Genomic DNA, 17,514 nt, shown 5'->3' on the forward strand with positions numbered 1-17,514 from the left:
GCTGCTACCCACGACAGACCCGCAATGACGTCTTTCTCTACCGATACCCCGCCCTTCGTGTTCCATCGCGGCACCCGCCCGCTACTGGTGTCGATGCCCCATGTCGGCACCTACCTGCCCGCTGCGGTCGCCGGCCGCCTGACCGCCGAGGCGCGCACCGTGCCGGACACCGACTGGCATCTTGAGCGCCTGTATGGCTTCGCGAAGGAGCTGGGCGCATCCATCCTGGTGGCCACGCATTCGCGCTATGTGGTCGACCTGAACCGCCCCCCCGACAACGCCAACCTGTATCCGGGGCAGGACACCACCGGCTTGTGCCCGGTCGATACGTTCGACAAGACGCCGTTGTACGCGGACGGCAGCTCCGGCCCCGACGAAGCGGAGATCTTCGCGCGCCGGGACGCGATCTGGCGGCCGTACCATGCGGCGCTGGCCGAAGAACTGGCGCGGCTGCGCGCCGAGCACGGCACGGTGGCGTTGTGGGACGCGCATTCGATCCGCTCGCAGCTGCCGCGCTTCTTCGAGGGCAAGCTGCCCGACTTCAACCTCGGCACGGCCAACGGCGCGAGCTGCGACGCGGCGCTGGGCGAGCGCATGCTGGAGCTGGCCAACGCCGCGCCCGGCTATACCGCGGTGCTCAACGGCCGCTTCAAGGGCGGCTATATCACGCGCCAGTACGGCCAGCCGGCGCAAGGCGTGCAGGCGGTGCAACTGGAACTGGCCCAGTCGGCGTACATGAGCGAGACGTACCCGTTCGCCTACGACGAGGCATTGGCGACGCGGCTGCAACCCACGCTGCGGGCCATGCTGGCCACCATGCTGGAGTACGTCGAAGCCCGCTGAGAAAGCGGGACGCGAGAGCCGAAGGGCCCGGCGCGCAAATGGCGCGCCGGGCCTTTTTTTGCTACTTGCCGGCGCGCAGCCGGTCCTCGATGTGCTTGGCGCGATCGAGCGAGCCGGGGTGGGTGCTCAGCATGCTCGACTTGCCGCCGTCGAGCGCGGCCAGCTTGCGGAACGCGGTCACCAGCGCCTCCCGGTTGGCCTTGTTCTTCGTCAGCAGGTCGAACGAATAGTCGTCCGCCGCGGTTTCCTGCCGCTGGGAGAACTGCGAGTTGATCAGTGTCTCGCCCAGCTCGCCGAGCTGCGAGGACGACAGCGCGGTCAGCGTCGCGCTGCCCGTCGAGCCCAGCACGCCGCGCGCCGCCGCCGTGGCATAGGCGACCTGCATCGCCGCCTTGGTATGCCCGAGCGCCACGTGGCCAATCTCGTGGCCCACCACGCCTCGCACCTCGTCGTCGGTCATCAGGTCCATCAGGCCGCTGTAGATGCGCACGCAGCCGTTCGCCATCGCCCAGGCATTGACCTCCTTGGTCTCGTACACCTTGGCGTCGAGCGGGATTCCTGTGTTCTGCAGGCCGGCCATGATGGTCGTCAGCCGCTTGCCGTAGGTGCTGGTCGGCGCGGCAATGGCGTTCTTCTTGTCCATCTCGGCGCAGGACTGGTCGGACAGCGTCTTCACGTTGGCGTCGGACAGCGTCGCCGCCGAGAACAGGCTGCCGCCGGCCTGCGTCAGCCCTTCCATATTGGCGCCGGCGCAGCCCACCAGCAGGGCGGCGCTGGCGAGGGCGGCACAGGCGAGGGCACGTGAGGGAAGGGCGGCGGTCGAGGGCTTCATGAGGCGCTCCGGTAGGTTGGTGGTGGGTGGCCGGACAGCATAGCCAACGGGAGGCGGCCTGTGCACCGGAATCTGTCTGACGCCCGCTTCCGGTTTCTTTCCCAAAGTTTGCGGTACAGGCACGAAAGCGGGCCTGAACGCGCGCGGCCATGATCCTCCTTTTGTCGCCTTCTCCGGTTCCCATGAGCAACGCCATTTCTCCCCTCGTATTTCGCAATGCCGACGCCTGCTTCCAGGCGCTGTCCACAAGCGACGTGCCCAACGGCACCGTCGTCGTCATCGGCAAAACGCCGATGCGCGTGGAGGTAGGCCGTTTCAAGGACAAGCCGGTAGCTCTCGAGCCCATGACCGGCGGCACCCGCGGCCCGGGCCAGCCCAGAAACCTGTGGCAGCGATTCGTCGCAATGCTGTGCAGCCTCGTTCCCCGGCGCGCCGCGCGCACGATCACGCCATCGAGACGCCAGGCGGCGGCGATCGTGGCCAGAAGCGAGCATGCGCGTCGCCGGAAGATGTACGAATCGTTGTGGCTGCGTGAAGCTGCAACGTCCGCCGTGTCAGGGCGAGGTCGCGAGGGAGCCGGCACGGCACAGTCGGGTGCTGCGCTGAAGGACCGCGTCCTCGCACGCTTCGCGCCGGACATTGCTCAGGCGCTTGCCTCCATTCGGGAGGTGTACGCGCGCCTGCCCGCCCCGCAGGCCGACGCGGTCGCGCGCGACATCATGCGTCCGCTGGCGCGCGAATTCGAGCACGCCATGGCCGGTTGCCGCGGTGCCGGCATGTCGGCGGCGCAATGCAAGGAGATGGAGACTGCCGTGTGGGATCCCCTTGCGAAGGAGATGTCGCTACGGATGGCTGACAGGCATGTGCCGGCAACCGTTACCGATCCCCGCGAGCGTGCCCTGCAGCGGCGCGATATCGCCAGGAAGGCGGAGGGACGCGTGCAACGCGGCGCGGGTGGGGCACGACAGGAGCGGCTGGACGAAGCGGTGGCGGCCCTGGATGCCATCGACCGGGGCAGCCTGTCGGCTATTCCCGCGCGGAATCAGTTTGCCCTCCGGTGCCGGGCCGACGATCCGCCGGAAATGCATGACTACGCCGCCATGCATATCCTCACACAGTTGAAAGCCCGGGTGGACGAGCCGGAGCTGGCCGAGCTGTTCGCGATGATCAAGGACACGTCTCCCGCGACCCTTGGCGCCGTCACGGCGGAGCTGGCGATGCGGTGGCAGGTGGCTTGCCATGTTCCCAATCAGCACGGCAATGCGGTTGCACTTGCGGAACCGATCACACAGGCGATGGGGGCATTGCTGAACGGGGACCCGTACTACACGACGGAGACGGCAACGTACCTTCCGCTCCAAGCGATGGCAGAAAAGATACGGCAGGCGGCCGATCCGGCGAAGGGCGCAAAAGGGTAGTGACCGCCGGCGTAAGGGGAACTTGGCCAGGGTGTGGCGGCGACCCGCCAAGGGGCAGACAGGGGAATGCGGAGTTCTTGAGATGGTGCCCGGGGTCGGACTCGAACCGACACGCCTTGCGGCGGGGGATTTTGAGTCCCCTGCGTCTACCTGTTTCACCACCCGGGCATCGCGCTGGAAGGTGCCGGAGGATCGCCGGGAGCCGGCGGCCAGCACTGCGCTGAGTCGCGCATTATGCCGGAATTCCCCTGGGGTCACAAGGCGACGCCGGGGCGGGCCAAGCCCCGTTCAGCGTTGCCGTTTCTCCCGCGTCGAGCGGTTCCGGTCGTAGAACTCGGGAGGCTTGCGGGCGATCCAGCGGATGAAGTCGGCGATCGCCGGGTGGGCGCGCAGCCGGTCCCAGTCGTGGAATTCGCTGGCGAGTTCGGCCTCGGTGAAGACCGAATGGATCTTCTGGTGGCAGACGCGGTGCATGGGCACCGATTCCCGCCCGCCGTGGCTGCGCGGGACCGGATGGTGGAGATCCACGGTCGGGCCGGGCGGCAGGGGCCGGCCGCATAGCGGGCACAGCCCCGTGGACGCCTGCGGGTCGTCTGGCGGGCCGGCCTGGTCACGCCGGCCCGCGCGCAGATGGCGTTTGACGACCATGTCGCACCGTTGGGCGTTGGCAGGGCCGGCCGCTCAGGTCTCCAGCACCCGCAGCAGCGACGAGGTGTCGTCCTTGCCCCAGCCGTGCTCCATCAGCGCGTTGAGCTGCGCCGCGGTGGCCTGCATCGCCGGCAGCGTCAATCCAAGCTCGCGCGCGATGTCGTCGGCCAGGCCGAAGTCCTTGTCGTGCAGCCGCGCCTCGATGCCGGCGGCGAAATTGCGCGTGACCATCTTCGGACCCATCAGGTCCAGCATCCGGCTGCCCGCGAAGCCGCTGGCCATGGCCTGCAGCACGCGCGCGGCATCGACCTGCTGCGCGTTGGCGAAGCGGATCGCCTCGGCGATGCCCTGGATGTTGACCACCTGCGCGATCTGGTTGCACAGCTTGGCGACTTGGCCCGCCCCGTGGTCGCCGATATGGGTGATGTTCTTGCCGAACAGCGCCAGCAGCGGCTGCACGCGCGCCAGCACCTCGGGCTTGCCGCCCACCATGATGGTGAGCGTGGCGGCCTCGGCGCCGGCGCTGCCGCCCGACACGGGGCAGTCCAGCGCCTCGATGCCGCGCGCGGCCAGCGCCGCGGCAATCTCGCGCGTGACGATCGGCGAGATGGTGCTGTGGTCCACGCAGACGCTGCCGCGGGCGGCGCCCTCGATGGCGCCGTTCTCGCCCAGCAGCACTGCACGCACGTCTTCCGACGCGGTCACGTTGGTGAAGATCACCTCGGCGCCGCGCGCGGCCTCCGCGGGCGTGAAGAACGGTTCGGCGCCCAGGGCGCGCGCCGCGTCGGCGGCCTCCGGGCGGCGTACCGCGGCCCGCACGGTGTGGCCGGCGGCGAGCAGATGGCGGACCATGGGCTTGCCCATGGCACCCAGGCCGATAAAGGCGACGGTGGTCATGTGTTGCGTCTCCTGATGGATTGCTGGGGCAGCGGGCTTACTTGTCGCCCGCGTAGGCGAACTTGCCGCCGCGGATCACGCCCATCACGCGCGAGCGCTGGTCGAAGCCCTGATGGTCCTTGGGGCTCAGGTTCAGCACGCCGTTGGGGACGGTCAGGTTCGTGGTGGTCTCCAGCGCGGCGCGCATCGCATGGCGGAATTCCTTCGTGCCCGGTTGCGCGCCCGTCTTCAGCGCGCGCCCCGCGGCATCGTCCAGCAGCTGCCATGCGCCCCAGGCATCCCCCGCGAACTGCGTGACGGTGTTGGGCCCGAACTTCGCCTCGTAACGGGTCACGAAGTCCACGGCGACCTTCTTGACCGGATGGCTGTCGGGCAGCTGGCGCGCCACCACCACCGGCCCGGTGGGGAACAGCGTGCCTTCGACATCGCGGCCGCCCATGCGCAGGAATTCCCACGTCGCGATGCCGTGGGTCTGGAAGACCTTGCCCTTGTAGCCGCGCTCGCCCAGCGTCTTCTGCGGCAGCACCGACGGCGTGCCGGCGCCGGCGATCAGGATGGCGTCCGGGTTGGTCGCCATCAGCTTGAGCACCTGGCCGGTGACGGAGGTGTCGTTGCGCGAGAAGCGTTCGTTGGCCACCACCTGCAGCTTGCGCACCTCGGCCAGCCGCGAGAATTCGCGCCACCAGCTTTCGCCGTAGGCGTCGTTGAAGCTGATGAAGCCCACCGTGCGCACCCCGTTGTTGCTCATGTATTCCGTGAGCACCGTCGCCATCTGCGAATCGTTCTGAGGCATCTTGAACGCCCAGCGCCGCTTGGCATCGGTCTGCGGCTCGATGATGGAAGCCGAGGCGGCCAGCGCCACCATCGGCGTCTCGCCCTCGGCCACCGCATCGAGCGCGGCCAGCGCGGTCGGCGTGATATTCGGGCCGACGATCACGTCGACCTTTTCCTCGGTGATGAACTTGCGCACGTTGCGCACGGCGGCCGACGGATCGGAGCCGTCGTCGAGCACGATGTAGTGAGCCTTTTGCCCGCCCAGCGTCTGCGGCCACATCAGCACCGTGTTCTTGGACGGGATGCCGATGGAGGCGGCCGGCCCGGTGGTGGACACGTCGATGCCGACGCGGATATCGGCGCGCACCGGCGCACTGGCCAGGGTGGCCGCCAAGGCGGCGGTACAGAGCAGGGCACCGAGTGCGTTCACGGGTGCCGCAAGGCGGAAAGGCAGGCTGGGCATGGGATTGTCTCCTCCGTTGTATGTCTCAGTCGCGTGGTGGTCGTTGTTCCGGTCTTCGTCGTTGCCTCTGTCGTCGCTTCGTTCGGCGTTTCCCTGCCCGCCGCCATGCTCGTTCAGCGCAGCGCCAGCCGCCACAGCGACGTCACCTCGGCGGCGCGCGCCGCATGCAGCGGGTCGCTCTCGTCGCTGGCGCGCGGATGGCGCGGCTTGATATCGGTGCGGCCCAGCACCTTCAGGCCTGCGGCGTCGATCATGCCGGTCAGCGCCTCGCGCGTGCGCAGGCCGAGGTGCTCGGCCAGGTCCGACAACACGAGCCAGCCTTCGCCCCCGGGGGCGAGGTGCGCAGGCAGGCCGGCCAGGAAGCCCTTGAGCATGCGGCTGTCCGGATCGTACACGGCATGCTCGATCGGCGAGTTCGGCCGGGCGGGCACCCACGGGGGGTTGCACACCACCAGCGGCGCACGGCCTTCGGGAAACAGGTTGGCCTGCACGATCTCGACCTGGCCGCTCAGTCCCAGCCGTTCGATATTGTCGGCCGCGCAGCCCAGCGCGCGCCCATCCTGCTCCGTGGCGATCACGCGCCGCACGCCGCGCCTGGCCAGCACCGCGGCCAGCACGCCCGTGCCGGTGCCGATGTCGAAGGCCAGCGAGTTGGCCGACAGCGCGGCCGGCAGCGGTGCCTGACCGATCAGGTCGACGTACTCGCCCCTTACCGGCGAGAACACCCCATACCAGGGGTGGATGCGATCGCCCAGCGCCGGTACCGGCACGCCCTTGCGGCGCCATTCGTGGGCGCCGATCAGGCCGAGCAGTTCGCGCATCGAAGCCACGTACGGACCATCGCTCGCCTGCGCTGGGCCATAAGCCTCCGTGCAGGCCTCGCGGACGTCGGGCGCGCGCCGCAGCGGCACGGTGTGGTCCGCCTCGAATGGCAGCAGCAGCATGCCCAACGTGCGGGCGCGCTGCGACTGCGCCAGCCGGTGCAGGTGAAAGGCTTCGGTGGGCGAGGCGGGCGGCTTGGGCGCGCGCCGCGGCTTGCGGTCGACGCGCCGCGCCAGCGCCTGCAGCAGTTGGCGGGCGTTCTGGAAGTCGCCGCGCCACAGCAGGGCGGTGCCCTCGCAGGCCAGGCGGTAGGCGCTGTCGGCGCTGATGGTGTCGTCGGCGACGACCACGCGCTTCGGCGGCGGCATGCCCGATTCCGAGCGCCAGCGGGCGCTGCGGGCCTCGCCGTCCTCGGTCCAGTTCAGGGTCGGGTATTCGTTCATGCGCATCCTCGCTGCGGTGTGCTCGACAGGCGATTCGGCGTCGGTGTCATGGCGGTGTTTGTATACATATAGGGAGGCCGGCGGCGCGATGCCGCCAAGTCCTCAGAGTTCGTAGGCTTCGTAGTCGCCGGACAGCGCCTGCTCGACCAGCTTGCGGTTGAGCGTGGGCGAGAACAACTCGATGAAGGTGTAGACGAAGCTGCGCAGGTAGGCCCCTTGCTTGACGGCCAGATGCGTCACATTCGTGCCGAACAGGTGGCCGGCCGGGATGCCCCGCAGGCCGCGGTCGCGCTCGGCGTCGTAGGCCACGCCGGCGACGATGCCGATGCCCAGCCCGATCTCGACGTAAGTCTTGATCACGTCGGCGTCGATGGCTTCGAGCACGATGTCGGGTTGCAGGTGGCGCAGCTCGAACGCCTTGTCGATCTTGGTGCGCCCCGCGAAGTTGGCGTCGTAGGTGACGATGGGGTATTCCATCAGGTCTTCCAGCGACACGTGCTTCTTGTCCAGCAGCGGGTGGTCCGGCGGCGTGACGATGGTGTGCTGCCACTGGTAGCCGGGCAGCGACACCAAATTCTTGTCGCTGGAGATCCCCTCGGTGGCGATCGCGATATCGGCCTGGTCGTGCAGCACCATGTCGGCGATCTGCGCCGGATTGCCCTGCTGGATCGACAGTCGCACCTTCGGGTAGCGCTTGGTGAATTCGCCGATCACGCGCGGCAGTGCGTAGCGCGCCTGGGTATGCGTGGTGGCGATGGTGAAATTGCCCTGGTCCTGCGCCGCATAGTCCTTGCCCACGCGCTTGAGGCTTTCCACCTCCTGCAGGATCTTCTCCACCGACGTGAGGATGCGGCGGCCCGGCTCCGTAAGACTGCGGATCCGCTTGCCATGGCGCGTGAAGATATCGACGCCCAGTTCCTCTTCCAGCTCGATGATCGCCTTGGAGACGCCGGGTTGTGATGTATAGAGCGCTTTAGCGGCTTCGGTCAGGTTGTAATTCTGCCGGACGGCCTCGCGCACGAAGCGGAACTGATGGAGGTTCATATAACTACGTCCGTATAAACAAACAACTTCTTATTAGTTTGAGATATGAGGCCAGTTTATTACGATTTGCGAACTTTGTTAATGAACGGCTGGACCCTTTGCGCCCGCAGGCCATAGCGTGGGGCGCGCGGTGGGGCACCGGCGCGGCGGCCCCCAATGTCCCTTGCCTTTACCGTTTCCGGTCTGCTGGTAGGCGTCCTCGTCGGATTGACCGGCGTGGGTGGCGGCTCGCTGATGACGCCGCTGCTGACCCTGCTGTTCGGCTTCTCGCCTGCCACCGCGGTCGGCACAGACTTGGCGTTCGCCGCCATCACCAAGGGGTTTGGCACCATCGCACACCGGGCCCACGGCCACATCCACTGGCATATCGTGCGGCGCCTGTGCATCGGCAGCCTGCCCGCCGCCGTCGTCGCCATCCTCGTGCTCAAGAGCGCCGGCGAACTCGACGCCCGCTGGCTGCACGCCATCCGGATGTCGATCGGCATCTCGGTGATCCTGACCGTATTGTCGCTGCTCTTTCGCCGCCAGCTGCTGGCCTGGCTGTCGCGCAATCCGCGCTTCCAGCTGGAAGGCCGCCCGCAGGCCATCGCCACCGTGGTGGTCGGCGCGGTGATCGGCGTGCTGGTGACGGTGTCGTCGATCGGCGCCGGCGCGGTCGGCGCCACGCTGATCCTGCTGCTCTATCCGAAACTGAAGCCGGCCGAGGTGGCCGGCACCGATATCGCCTACGCCGTGCCGCTGACGGCGCTGGCCGGCCTCGGCCACGTCTGGCTGGGCACGGTGGACTGGAACCTGTTGCTGGCGCTGCTGGTGGGCTCGATCCCCGGCATCTGGCTCGGCGCCCAGCTGTCGCGGGCGCTGCCCGAGCGGCTGGTGCGCGGCGCGCTGGCGACCACGCTGACGCTGGTTGCCATCAAGCTGGTTTCCTGAGCCTTCCACGCTTAACCGAATACGCATACTGAACGGACCCACACCATGTATCAGTACGATCAATACGACCAGCGCATCGTCCTCGAGCGCGTTGCCCAGTTCCGCGATCAGGTGCGCCGCCGCCTGGCGGACGAGCTGACCGAAGAGGAGTTCGTGCCGCTGCGGCTGCAGAACGGCCTGTACATGCAACGCCACGCCTACATGCTGCGCGTGGCGATTCCCTATGGGCTGCTGGCATCGAAGCAGATGCGCATGCTCGCGCATATCGCGCGCACCTACGACCGCAACTACGGCCACTTCTCGACGCGCCAGAACATCCAGTACAACTGGATGGAGCTGGAGCGCGTGCCGGATGCGCTGGCCGACCTGGCCTCGGTCGAGATGCACGGCATCCAGACTTCGGGCAACTGCGTGCGCAACATCACAACCGACCACTTCGCCGGCGTGGCGCCGGACGAGGCGGTCGACCCGCGGCCGCTGGCCGAACTGCTGCGCCAGTGGAGCACCTTCCAGCCGGAATTCGCCTTCCTGCCGCGCAAGTTCAAGATTGCCATCTCGGCCTCGGCGGACGACCGCGCCGTGGTGCAGATGCACGATATCGGCATCTACGCCTACCGCAATGACGCGGGCGAGCTCCGCCTGCGCATCCTGGCCGGCGGTGGCCTGGGCCGCACGCCCATCCTCGGCTCGATCATCAAGGACGACCTGCCGTGGCAGCACCTGCTGACCTACGTCGAGTCCGCCATCCGCGTCTACAACCGCTACGGCCGCCGCGACAACAAGTACAAGGCGCGCATCAAGATCCTGGTGAAGGCCATCGGCGTGGAGAAGTTCGCGCAGGAAGTCGAGGAGGAATGGCAGTACAGCAAGGACGGTCCCGGCACGCTGACGCAGGAAGAGTTCGACCGCGTGGCACAGTACTTCGCCCCGCCGGCCTATGACAAGCTGCCCGACACCGACGCCGGTTTCGAGCGCCACCTGCTCGAGGACAAGGCGTTCGCGCGCTGGGTGCGCCGCAGCGTGCATGCCCACAAGGTGGCCGGCTACGCCGCGGTCACGCTGTCGACCAAGCCCGGCATCGCCGCGCCGCCGGGAGACGCCACCGCCGAGCAGATGGACCTGGTCGCGGACCTGGCCGACCGCTTCGGCTATGGCGAGCTGCGCGTGGCGCACGAGCAGAATCTGGTACTGCCGGACGTGCGCAAGCGCGATCTGTACGAACTGTGGCAGATCGCGAAGGAGGCGGGCCTGGCGACGGCCAACATCGGCCTGCTGACCGACATCATCGCCTGCCCCGGCGGCGATTTCTGCTCGCTGGCGAACGCCAAGTCGATCCCCATCGCGCAGGCGATCCAGCAGCGCTTCGAGGACCTCGACTTCGTCCACGACCTGGGCGAGATGTCGCTCAACATCTCGGGCTGCATCAACGCCTGCGGCCACCACCACGTCGGCAACATCGGCGTGCTGGGCGTCGATAAGGACGGCGAGGAGTGGTACCAGGTCACGCTGGGCGGCGCGCAGGGCAACCAGACCGCGCTGGGCAAGGTGATCGGCCCCTCGTTCAAGGCCGAGGAAATGCCCGAGGTGGTCAGCCGCATCGTCGACACGTTTGTGGAAAACCGCCACGACGACGAGCGCTTCATCGACACGTTTGCCCGCATCGGCATGGCGCCGTTCAAGGAACGCGTCTACGCCGACAAGCGCGCCGACAAGCAGCGCGAACGCGCCGAGGCCTGAGCCCGGCCCGAGCGCACAGAGAACGCACAGAGAACGCACATGGCAAAGATCATTCAACTGCAACGCGCCGCACAAGCGGATGCACAGCCGACGCCCGTCATCGTCGACGACGCGTGGACCGTGCTGCGTGGCGCCGAAGGGCAGGCCCCGACCGACGAGCAGATCGCCGCGGCGGCCGCCGGCCAGGACCCGGTGCTGTTTCCGTTCACCGTCTGGCAGGCGCACAAGGACGGCCTGCTGGCCGATCGTTCGCCCGCCATCACCGGCATCTGGCTCGCACCGGAAGACGAGCCCGGCGACGTCAAGGCCGAGTTCCCGCGGGTGTCCGTGCTGGCGGTCGATTTCCCGGTGTTCCGCGACGGCCGCGGCTTCTCCACGGCCTATCTGCTGCGCACCCGCTACGGGTGGAGCGGCCAGCTGCGTGCCGTCGGCGACGTGCTGCGCGACCAGCTCAATTTCATGAAGCGTTGCGGGTTCGATGCCTTCGCGGTGCGCGCGGACAAGAACATCGAGGACGCCATCAAGGGCTTCACCGAGTTCACCGTGACGTACCAGGCCTCGGTCGACGAGCCGCTGCCGCTGTTCCGCCGCGCCCGCGCCGCCGATGCCGCGGCACCGGCCGGCACGCACGCCAGGGAATCGGCATGAGCAGCGTGAGCGAGATCGGCATTATCGAGGTGGCCCCGGCCGCGTCGTCGCTGCGTCCGGCGCTGTGGACGGCGCCGGAGTACACCGGCAGCGTAGCCGCCCTCGAAGCCAAGGAGCGCGAGCTGCAGGCCCGCCTGGCCGATATCGCCGGGCGCTTCTTCCGCGCGCGCTTCGCCTCGAGCCTGGCAGCCGAAGACATGGTCATCACCGACGCGATCCTGCGCAGCGCGGAAAGCGTGCGGACCGGCATCCGCGTATTCACGCTGCAGACCGGCCGCCTGCACCCGGAAACGCTGGCTGTGCTGGACGGCGTCAAGGCGCACTACGGCTACGACATCGAGCAGTTCACGCCGGACCCCGAGGCGGTCGAGAACTATGTGCGCAACCATGGCCTGAACGCCGTGTACGACAGCGTGGATCTGCGCAAGACCTGCTGCGGCATCCGCAAGGTCGAGCCGCTGAACCGCGCGCTGTCGCACGCCGATGCGTGGCTGACCGGCCAGCGCCGCGAGCAGGCGGTCACCCGCACCGAGCTGCCGTTCGAGGAGCTCGACGAGGCGCGCGGCATTCCCAAGTTCAACCCGATCGCGGACTGGACCGAGGCCGAGGTGTGGGCGTATCTGAAGCGCCATGACGTGCCCGTCAACGCGCTGTATGGCAAGGGCTATCCGAGCATCGGCTGCGAGCCGTGTACGCGCGCCGTGCGCGTCGGCGAGGATCTGCGCGCCGGACGCTGGTGGTGGGAAAGCAAGGATTCCAAAGAGTGCGGTCTGCACGAACAGAACATCAAGCATTGAGGCCAGACATGGGCATCATGAACGAACTCCAGGCCGGCGCGAGCGCCGCCGATACCGCGGGCGAAGCGTCCGGCGACATCCGCCATCTGACCGAGGTCCAGAACGATCACCTGGACCGGCTCGAGGCCGAGTCGATCTACATCATCCGCGAGGTCGTGGCCGAATGCCGCAATCCCGCGCTGCTGTTCTCGGGCGGCAAGGACTCCATCGTCATGCTGCACCTGGCGCTGAAGGCGTTCCGCCTGGACCACGGCGGCCGCGCGCGCAAGATCGAGCTGCCGTTCCCGCTGGTGCATATCGACACGGGACACAACTATCCCGAGGTGATCGCATTCCGCGACCAGCGCGTGGGAGAGATCGGCGCGCGGCTGGTGGTGGGCCATGTCGAGGAATCGATCAAGCGCGGCACGGTGCGCCTGCGCAAGGAAACCGATTCGCGCAACGCGGCGCAGGCCGTCACGCTGCTCGAGACCATCGAGGCGCACAAGTTCGACGCGCTGATGGGCGGCGCGCGCCGCGACGAGGAAAAGGCCCGCGCCAAGGAACGCATCTTCTCGTTTCGCGACGAGTTCGGCCAGTGGGACCCCAAGGCGCAGCGCCCCGAGCTGTGGAGCCTGTACAACGCGCGCATGGCGCCCGGCGAGCAGATGCGCGTGTTCCCGATCTCGAACTGGACGGAGCTCGACGTGTGGCAGTACATCGCCCGCGAGAACCTCGCGCTGCCCCCGATCTACTACGCGCACCAGCGCGAGGTCGTGCGCAAGAACGGCCTGCTGGTGCCGGTGACGCCGATCACGCCGAAGCAGGACGGCGACGTCAGCGAAGTGCTGTCGGTCCGCTTCCGTACCGTGGGCGATATCAGTTGCACCTGCCCCGTGGCCAGCACGGCCGCGACGCCGGTGGAGATCATCGCGGAGACCGCGGTGACCGAGATCACCGAGCGCGGCGCCACGCGGATGGACGACCAGACCAGCGAGGCCTCGATGGAGCGCCGCAAGAAGGAAGGCTACTTCTGAACCCGTTTGATGTCGCGCGGCGGCCCCGTGGGCGCGGCGCGACCGTAAGGATTGCACCATGACGAATCAAGCCACCCACCAGGGCCTGCTGCGCTTCATCACCGCAGGCTCCGTCGACGACGGCAAGAGCACGCTGATCGGCCGGCTGCTGTTCGACAGCAAGTCCGTGCTGTCGGACCAGCTGACCGCGCTGGCCAACGCCAAGCACAAGCGCACCGCCGGCGAGCAGATCGACTTCTCGCTGCTGACCGACGGCCTGGAGGCAGAGCGCGAGCAGGGCATCACGATCGACGTGGCCTACCGCTATTTCTCGACGGCGCGGCGCAAGTTCATCATCGCCGATACCCCCGGCCACGAGCAGTACACCCGCAACATGGTGACCGGCGCCTCGACCGCGCATGCGGCCATCGTGCTGGTCGATGCCACGCGCGTGACGGTCAAGGACGGCCGCGCCGAGCTGCTGGCCCAGACCAAGCGCCATTCGGCCATCCTGAAGCTGCTCGAGCTGCAGCACGTGATCGTCGCGATCAACAAGATGGACCTGGTCGACTTCAGCGAGCAGCGCTTCAACGAGATCCGCGCCGCCTATGACGAGCTTGCCGGCCAGCTGGGCCTGAAGGACGTGCGCTACGTACCGGTTTCCGCGCTGCGCGGCGACAACATCGTGCATGCCAGCGAAGCGATGCCGTGGTACCAGGGCGAGCCGCTGCTGCAGCTGCTGGAGGACCTGCCGGTCGAGGAAACCGCGCCCGAGGGCGAGACCGCGCTGCGCTTCCCCGTGCAGCTGGTGATCCGGCAGGACGGCTCCCAGGCCGACGACTTCCGCGGCTATGCCGGCCGCGTCGAGGCGGGCACCGTGCGCGTGGGCCAGAAGCTGCGCGTGCTGCCGGCCAACCGCGAGGCCGTGGTCGCCGAGGTGCTCACGCCCAACGGCGCTGCCGAGTCAGCGAACGTGGGCGAGACCGTCACCATTACGCTGACCGAGGATGTGGATGTGTCGCGCGGTGACATGTTCGTCGCCGCCGATGCCGAGGCCAATGGCGCGAAGAAGCTGCAGGCGGACCTGTGCTGGTTCGACGACACCGCGCTCAACACCGCGCGCAAATACGTGCTCAAGCACACCACGGCGACCGTGTTCGCCCGCGTGTCGGCGGTCGATCGCGTGCTGGACGTGCATACGCTGTCGCAGGAAACCGGCCGCCATGACATCCGCCTGAACGACATCGGTTCGGTGCAGATCTCGTTGCAGAAGCCGCTGGTGTGCGATGTCTACGGCGACAACCCGGCCACGGGTGCGTTCGTGCTGATCGACGAGGCGACCAACCATACGGTCGCCGCCGGCATGATCCGTGCGTATTCCTGAGCCGACGAGCCACAACAGGCATCCACGACAAGGCAAGGAGTTCACGATGGGCAAGGTCTACCTGATCGGGGCGGGTCCCGGTGCCGCGGACCTCATTACGGTGCGCGGTGCACGATTGTTGGGCGAAGCCCAGGTCGTGCTGCACGATGCGCTGGTGTCGCCCGAGATGCTGGCATGGTGCCCACAGGCGCAGCTGGTGGAAGTGGGCAAGCGGTGCGGCAAGCGCTCGACCGCCCAGCTTTTCATCAACCGCCAGATCGTCGATCTGGCGACCAAGCACGAACGCGTGGTGCGGCTGAAGGGCGGCGATCCGATGCTGTTCGGCCGTGCGGACGAGGAGTTGCAGGCGCTGGAGGAGGCCGGCATCGACTACGAGATCGTGCCCGGCATCACCGCCGCGCTGGCGGCCGCATCCGCCATCGCCAAGCCGCTGACCAAGCGCGGCGTATCGCGCAGCGTGGCCTTCGCCACGCAGTCCAAGGCGCCGGAGACTGTCGACGTGGAGGCCGACGTCAAGGCCGACACGCTGGTCTACTACATGGGCCGCGACCAGGCCGCTGCCATCGCCGCGCAGCTGATCGCCCACGGCAAGTCGCCCAACACGCCCGCCTGGGTCGTCGAGGCGGCCTCCACCGCCCACCAGCGCAGCAGGCAGTTCACGTTGCGGCAGATGGCGGCCGGCGAAGCGGCGGCCTGGATCGACGCGGAGCAGCCGAGCCTCCTGATGATTGGCGAGGCGCTGGCGTCGCGGGCGACGGAGCAAATCCCTTTCGCAAGCGCCATGTGCGGGCTGCAGGAAGCGGTAAGGGCGGCGTAGCGGGCAAAGTGGCGGCTCTATGCCTTCGGCGCAGCGTTGCCTGCGTCCGATTTCAGGCCGGGAAGAACCGTCAGCAGCCCCGGCAGTGCCGACCGCACGGTGTCCCAGACCACATCGAGATCGATCTCGAAGTATCCGTGGGCAATGCGGTCGCGCATGCCCGCATAGCTCGCCATGGCACTTCCGCGTGCCGCTGTGCGAAGTCGGGGTAGTGGTCCATGATCTTCGTGGCGGCCTCGCCAAGAATCACCATGCTCATGATCACCGCCTGCTGTGTTCGCTTGTCCGCAGCAAAAGATTGCCGGTCGAGGCCTTCGACGAACGTGCATGCGTCGGTGGCAGCTTCGGTCATATGGTCGAGATAGTCGACGAGCCGATTCGCCCTCATACCGGCTGCGCCTCGGCCAGGACATGGTCCCGGAATCTTGCCGGCAACTCCGCAGGGGTCAGCACATCGACCGGTACGCCCAACAGTTGCTCGAGTTCGTCCTGCAGCGCGCCAAGATCGAACAGGGTTGCGCCAGGCAGCGCGTCCACTAGCAAGTCCAGGTCGCTGCCGTCCCGATCGGTCCCGTGTACCACCGAACCGAAGACGCGAGGATTGGCTGTCCGGAAGCGGCTCGCCGCATCTCGCACGGCGGAGCGCTGACTATCGAGGGCGGTCGAGGGCTTCACGGCATCTCCCGGGGATGGAATTCGCCATAGTTTGACAGAGCCCGGCCATGGCCTACAAGGCGGTTCCGTTAAAGGTTGTAGCAGCGGATAATGCTGCATTCCCGCAAGCCGATCGCAGTACGCGAGCTGTGCCGTGCGGACGACCGGAGACAAGCGATGACTTGGTCAGCGACCCAATACGTGGCCTTCGAAGCCGAGCGGACCCGTCCCTCCCGCGATCTGCTCGCCGCGGTGCCGGACACCCCCGTCAGAGCGGCTGTCGACCTGGGCTGCGGCCCCGGCAATTCGACCGAGGTCGTGGCGGCCCGCTATCCCGACGCCACGGTGCATGGGCTGGACAGCTCCACCGACATGGTCGAGGCGGCCCGCAAGCGCCTGCCGCATCTTCGCTTCGATACCGCCGACATCGAAGGCTGGGCCGACCCCGGTCCCTACGACCTGATTTTCGCCAACGCCGTGCTGCAATGGGTGCCGGACCACGCGGCACTGTTTCCGCGGCTGGTCGGCAAGCTGTCGCCCGGCGGCCATCTCGCCGTGCAGATGCCGGACAACCTCGATGAGCCGGCCCACCGCCTGATGCGCGAGACCGCCGCCGGCGGGCCATGGGCCGCGAAGCTGGCGGATGCCGCCAAGGCTCGCGCGGCGCGCGCCGACGCCGCCTGGTACTACGGCATGCTGAGGCCGCACTGCAGCCGGGTCGATGTCTGGCGCACGACCTACCACCACGTGCTGGCCGGGGGCGCCGCCGCAGTGGTCGAGTGGTTCAAGGGCAGTGGGCTGCGTCCGTTCCTGGCGCCCCTGGACGCGGCCGAGCAGGCCGACTACCTGGCGCGGTACACCGAGGCGGTGGCGCGGGCCTATCCCGCGCAGCCGGACGGCTCGGTGCTGCTGCCGTTCCCGCGGCTGTTCATCGTCGCGACGCGATAGTCGCTCAGGCCGGGGACAGCGAGGCGGCGCAGTAGGCGGCGATGGCGTCGAGCACGCTGTCGGCCTCGCCCACGGCCGCCACGCTGCGAATCCGCGTGGCCGGATATTGGGCGCGGCAGGCATCGAGCAACGCCGGCAGATCGCGCCGCAGGTGGCCGCCCTGGCCGAAGAAGACCGGCACCACGGTGATATCGGCGACACCTTCGTCCGCCAGCGCGCCGATCGTCTCGGGCAGCGCCGGCGACATCAGTTCCAGGAAGGCCAGCCGCACTTCGCATTGCGGCATGGCGGCGACCAGCTTGTCGTGCAGGCGGTCGAACGGCTCGCGCCAGCGGGCATCGCGCGCGCCGTGGGCGAACAGCACCAATGCCTGCGACGCGGAGCTGGGTTGGGGCCCTGCCGGAGATGCGTTCATCGGTG

The 17,514-nt window shown here is 68.0% G+C and carries 18 protein-coding genes, 1 tRNA gene and 1 pseudogene; 10 read left to right on the forward strand and 10 right to left on the reverse strand.

What is annotated here, in order from left to right:
• Window positions 1-24: 24 nt before the first annotated feature.
• Window positions 25-843, forward strand: coding sequence for an N-formylglutamate deformylase (hutG, locus tag LDO27_RS16350; protein ID WP_224042771.1), 819 nt, complete (start codon window positions 25-27; stop codon window positions 841-843).
• Window positions 844-904: 61 nt separating this feature from the next.
• On the opposite strand, the gene loiP is transcribed toward hutG, so the two are convergent.
• On the reverse strand, window positions 905-1,675 hold the full coding sequence (gene loiP, locus LDO27_RS16355) for a metalloprotease LoiP (protein ID WP_224042772.1): 771 nt from the start codon (window positions 1,673-1,675) through the stop codon (window positions 905-907).
• A 182-nt stretch (window positions 1,676-1,857) separates the two neighbouring features.
• Between loiP and LDO27_RS16360 the strand changes: the two genes are divergently transcribed.
• Window positions 1,858-3,093: a hypothetical protein gene (locus LDO27_RS16360; RefSeq protein WP_224042773.1), complete on the forward strand. Its 1,236-nt coding sequence runs from the start codon at window positions 1,858-1,860 to the stop codon at window positions 3,091-3,093.
• Between the two features lie 83 nt (window positions 3,094-3,176).
• On the opposite strand, the gene LDO27_RS16365 is transcribed toward LDO27_RS16360, so the two are convergent.
• The 6 genes from LDO27_RS16365 to LDO27_RS16390 all read right to left on the reverse strand — a co-directional run bounded on the left by LDO27_RS16365 (window position 3,177) and on the right by LDO27_RS16390 (window position 8,184).
• A tRNA-Leu gene (locus LDO27_RS16365) sits at window positions 3,177-3,261 on the reverse strand.
• Window positions 3,262-3,381: 120 nt separating this feature from the next.
• The gene (locus LDO27_RS16370; RefSeq protein WP_222208168.1) at window positions 3,382-3,741 is read right to left on the reverse strand and encodes an HNH endonuclease; all 360 of its coding nucleotides are present in this window, start codon (window positions 3,739-3,741) and stop codon (window positions 3,382-3,384) included.
• Between the two features lie 33 nt (window positions 3,742-3,774).
• Complete coding sequence (locus tag LDO27_RS16375; RefSeq protein ID WP_224042775.1) at window positions 3,775-4,638, reverse strand: NAD(P)-dependent oxidoreductase; 864 nt, start codon at window positions 4,636-4,638, stop codon at window positions 3,775-3,777.
• A gap of 37 nt (window positions 4,639-4,675) precedes the next feature.
• Window positions 4,676-5,875 carry an ABC transporter substrate-binding protein gene (locus tag LDO27_RS16380; RefSeq protein ID WP_224042777.1) on the reverse strand — a complete coding sequence of 400 codons (1,200 nt, stop codon included), beginning with the start codon at window positions 5,873-5,875 and terminating at the stop codon, window positions 4,676-4,678.
• 113 nt (window positions 5,876-5,988) lie between these two features.
• Window positions 5,989-7,140: a methyltransferase gene (locus LDO27_RS16385; RefSeq protein ID WP_224042782.1), complete on the reverse strand. Its 1,152-nt coding sequence runs from the start codon at window positions 7,138-7,140 to the stop codon at window positions 5,989-5,991.
• Between the two features lie 102 nt (window positions 7,141-7,242).
• The gene (locus LDO27_RS16390; RefSeq protein WP_222208159.1) at window positions 7,243-8,184 is read right to left on the reverse strand and encodes a CysB family HTH-type transcriptional regulator; all 942 of its coding nucleotides are present in this window, start codon (window positions 8,182-8,184) and stop codon (window positions 7,243-7,245) included.
• 156 nt (window positions 8,185-8,340) lie between these two features.
• On the opposite strand from LDO27_RS16390, the gene LDO27_RS16395 reads away from it, so the two are divergent.
• The 7 genes from LDO27_RS16395 to cobA are packed head-to-tail and all read left to right on the forward strand — an operon-like array spanning window position 8,341 to window position 15,492.
• Window positions 8,341-9,114 (forward strand): sulfite exporter TauE/SafE family protein, encoded by a 774-nt coding sequence (locus tag LDO27_RS16395; RefSeq protein WP_222208157.1) that lies wholly within the window; start codon window positions 8,341-8,343, stop codon window positions 9,112-9,114.
• A 45-nt stretch (window positions 9,115-9,159) separates the two neighbouring features.
• Window positions 9,160-10,851 (forward strand): nitrite/sulfite reductase, encoded by a 1,692-nt coding sequence (locus LDO27_RS16400; protein ID WP_222208155.1) that lies wholly within the window; start codon window positions 9,160-9,162, stop codon window positions 10,849-10,851.
• A gap of 39 nt (window positions 10,852-10,890) precedes the next feature.
• The gene (locus LDO27_RS16405; protein ID WP_224042784.1) at window positions 10,891-11,499 is read left to right on the forward strand and encodes a DUF934 domain-containing protein; all 609 of its coding nucleotides are present in this window, start codon (window positions 10,891-10,893) and stop codon (window positions 11,497-11,499) included.
• A complete protein-coding gene (locus LDO27_RS16410) occupies window positions 11,496-12,296 on the forward strand; it encodes a phosphoadenylyl-sulfate reductase (RefSeq protein WP_224042785.1) in 801 nt (266 codons plus the stop codon). The genes LDO27_RS16405 and LDO27_RS16410 overlap by 4 nt, the downstream gene beginning before the upstream one ends.
• A gap of 8 nt (window positions 12,297-12,304) precedes the next feature.
• Window positions 12,305-13,312: a sulfate adenylyltransferase subunit CysD gene (gene cysD, locus LDO27_RS16415; protein ID WP_224042786.1), complete on the forward strand. Its 1,008-nt coding sequence runs from the start codon at window positions 12,305-12,307 to the stop codon at window positions 13,310-13,312.
• A 58-nt stretch (window positions 13,313-13,370) separates the two neighbouring features.
• The gene (locus tag LDO27_RS16420; RefSeq protein WP_222208150.1) at window positions 13,371-14,675 is read left to right on the forward strand and encodes a sulfate adenylyltransferase subunit 1; all 1,305 of its coding nucleotides are present in this window, start codon (window positions 13,371-13,373) and stop codon (window positions 14,673-14,675) included.
• 46 nt (window positions 14,676-14,721) lie between these two features.
• Window positions 14,722-15,492: a uroporphyrinogen-III C-methyltransferase gene (gene cobA, locus LDO27_RS16425; RefSeq protein ID WP_224042788.1), complete on the forward strand. Its 771-nt coding sequence runs from the start codon at window positions 14,722-14,724 to the stop codon at window positions 15,490-15,492.
• Between the two features lie 17 nt (window positions 15,493-15,509).
• Here cobA and LDO27_RS16430 read toward each other — a convergent pair.
• A pseudogene (locus LDO27_RS16430) lies at window positions 15,510-15,880 on the reverse strand (HepT-like ribonuclease domain-containing protein).
• Window positions 15,877-16,167: a nucleotidyltransferase family protein gene (locus LDO27_RS16435; RefSeq protein ID WP_224042790.1), complete on the reverse strand. Its 291-nt coding sequence runs from the start codon at window positions 16,165-16,167 to the stop codon at window positions 15,877-15,879. The pseudogene LDO27_RS16430 and the gene LDO27_RS16435 overlap by 4 nt, the downstream one beginning before the upstream one ends.
• A 156-nt stretch (window positions 16,168-16,323) precedes the next feature.
• Between LDO27_RS16435 and tam the strand changes: the two genes are divergently transcribed.
• Window positions 16,324-17,094 (forward strand): trans-aconitate 2-methyltransferase, encoded by a 771-nt coding sequence (tam, locus tag LDO27_RS16440; RefSeq protein ID WP_224042791.1) that lies wholly within the window; start codon window positions 16,324-16,326, stop codon window positions 17,092-17,094.
• 4 nt (window positions 17,095-17,098) lie between these two features.
• Here the strand turns inward: tam and LDO27_RS16445 are convergent, their stop codons facing one another.
• Window positions 17,099-17,509, reverse strand: a complete 411-nt coding sequence (locus LDO27_RS16445; protein ID WP_224042793.1) for a sirohydrochlorin chelatase — start codon at window positions 17,507-17,509, stop codon at window positions 17,099-17,101.
• Between the last annotated feature and the right edge of the window lie 5 nt (window positions 17,510-17,514).

The sequence above is a fragment of the Cupriavidus respiraculi genome (assembly GCF_914271545.1).
Lineage (GTDB): Bacteria > Pseudomonadota > Gammaproteobacteria > Burkholderiales > Burkholderiaceae > Cupriavidus > Cupriavidus respiraculi.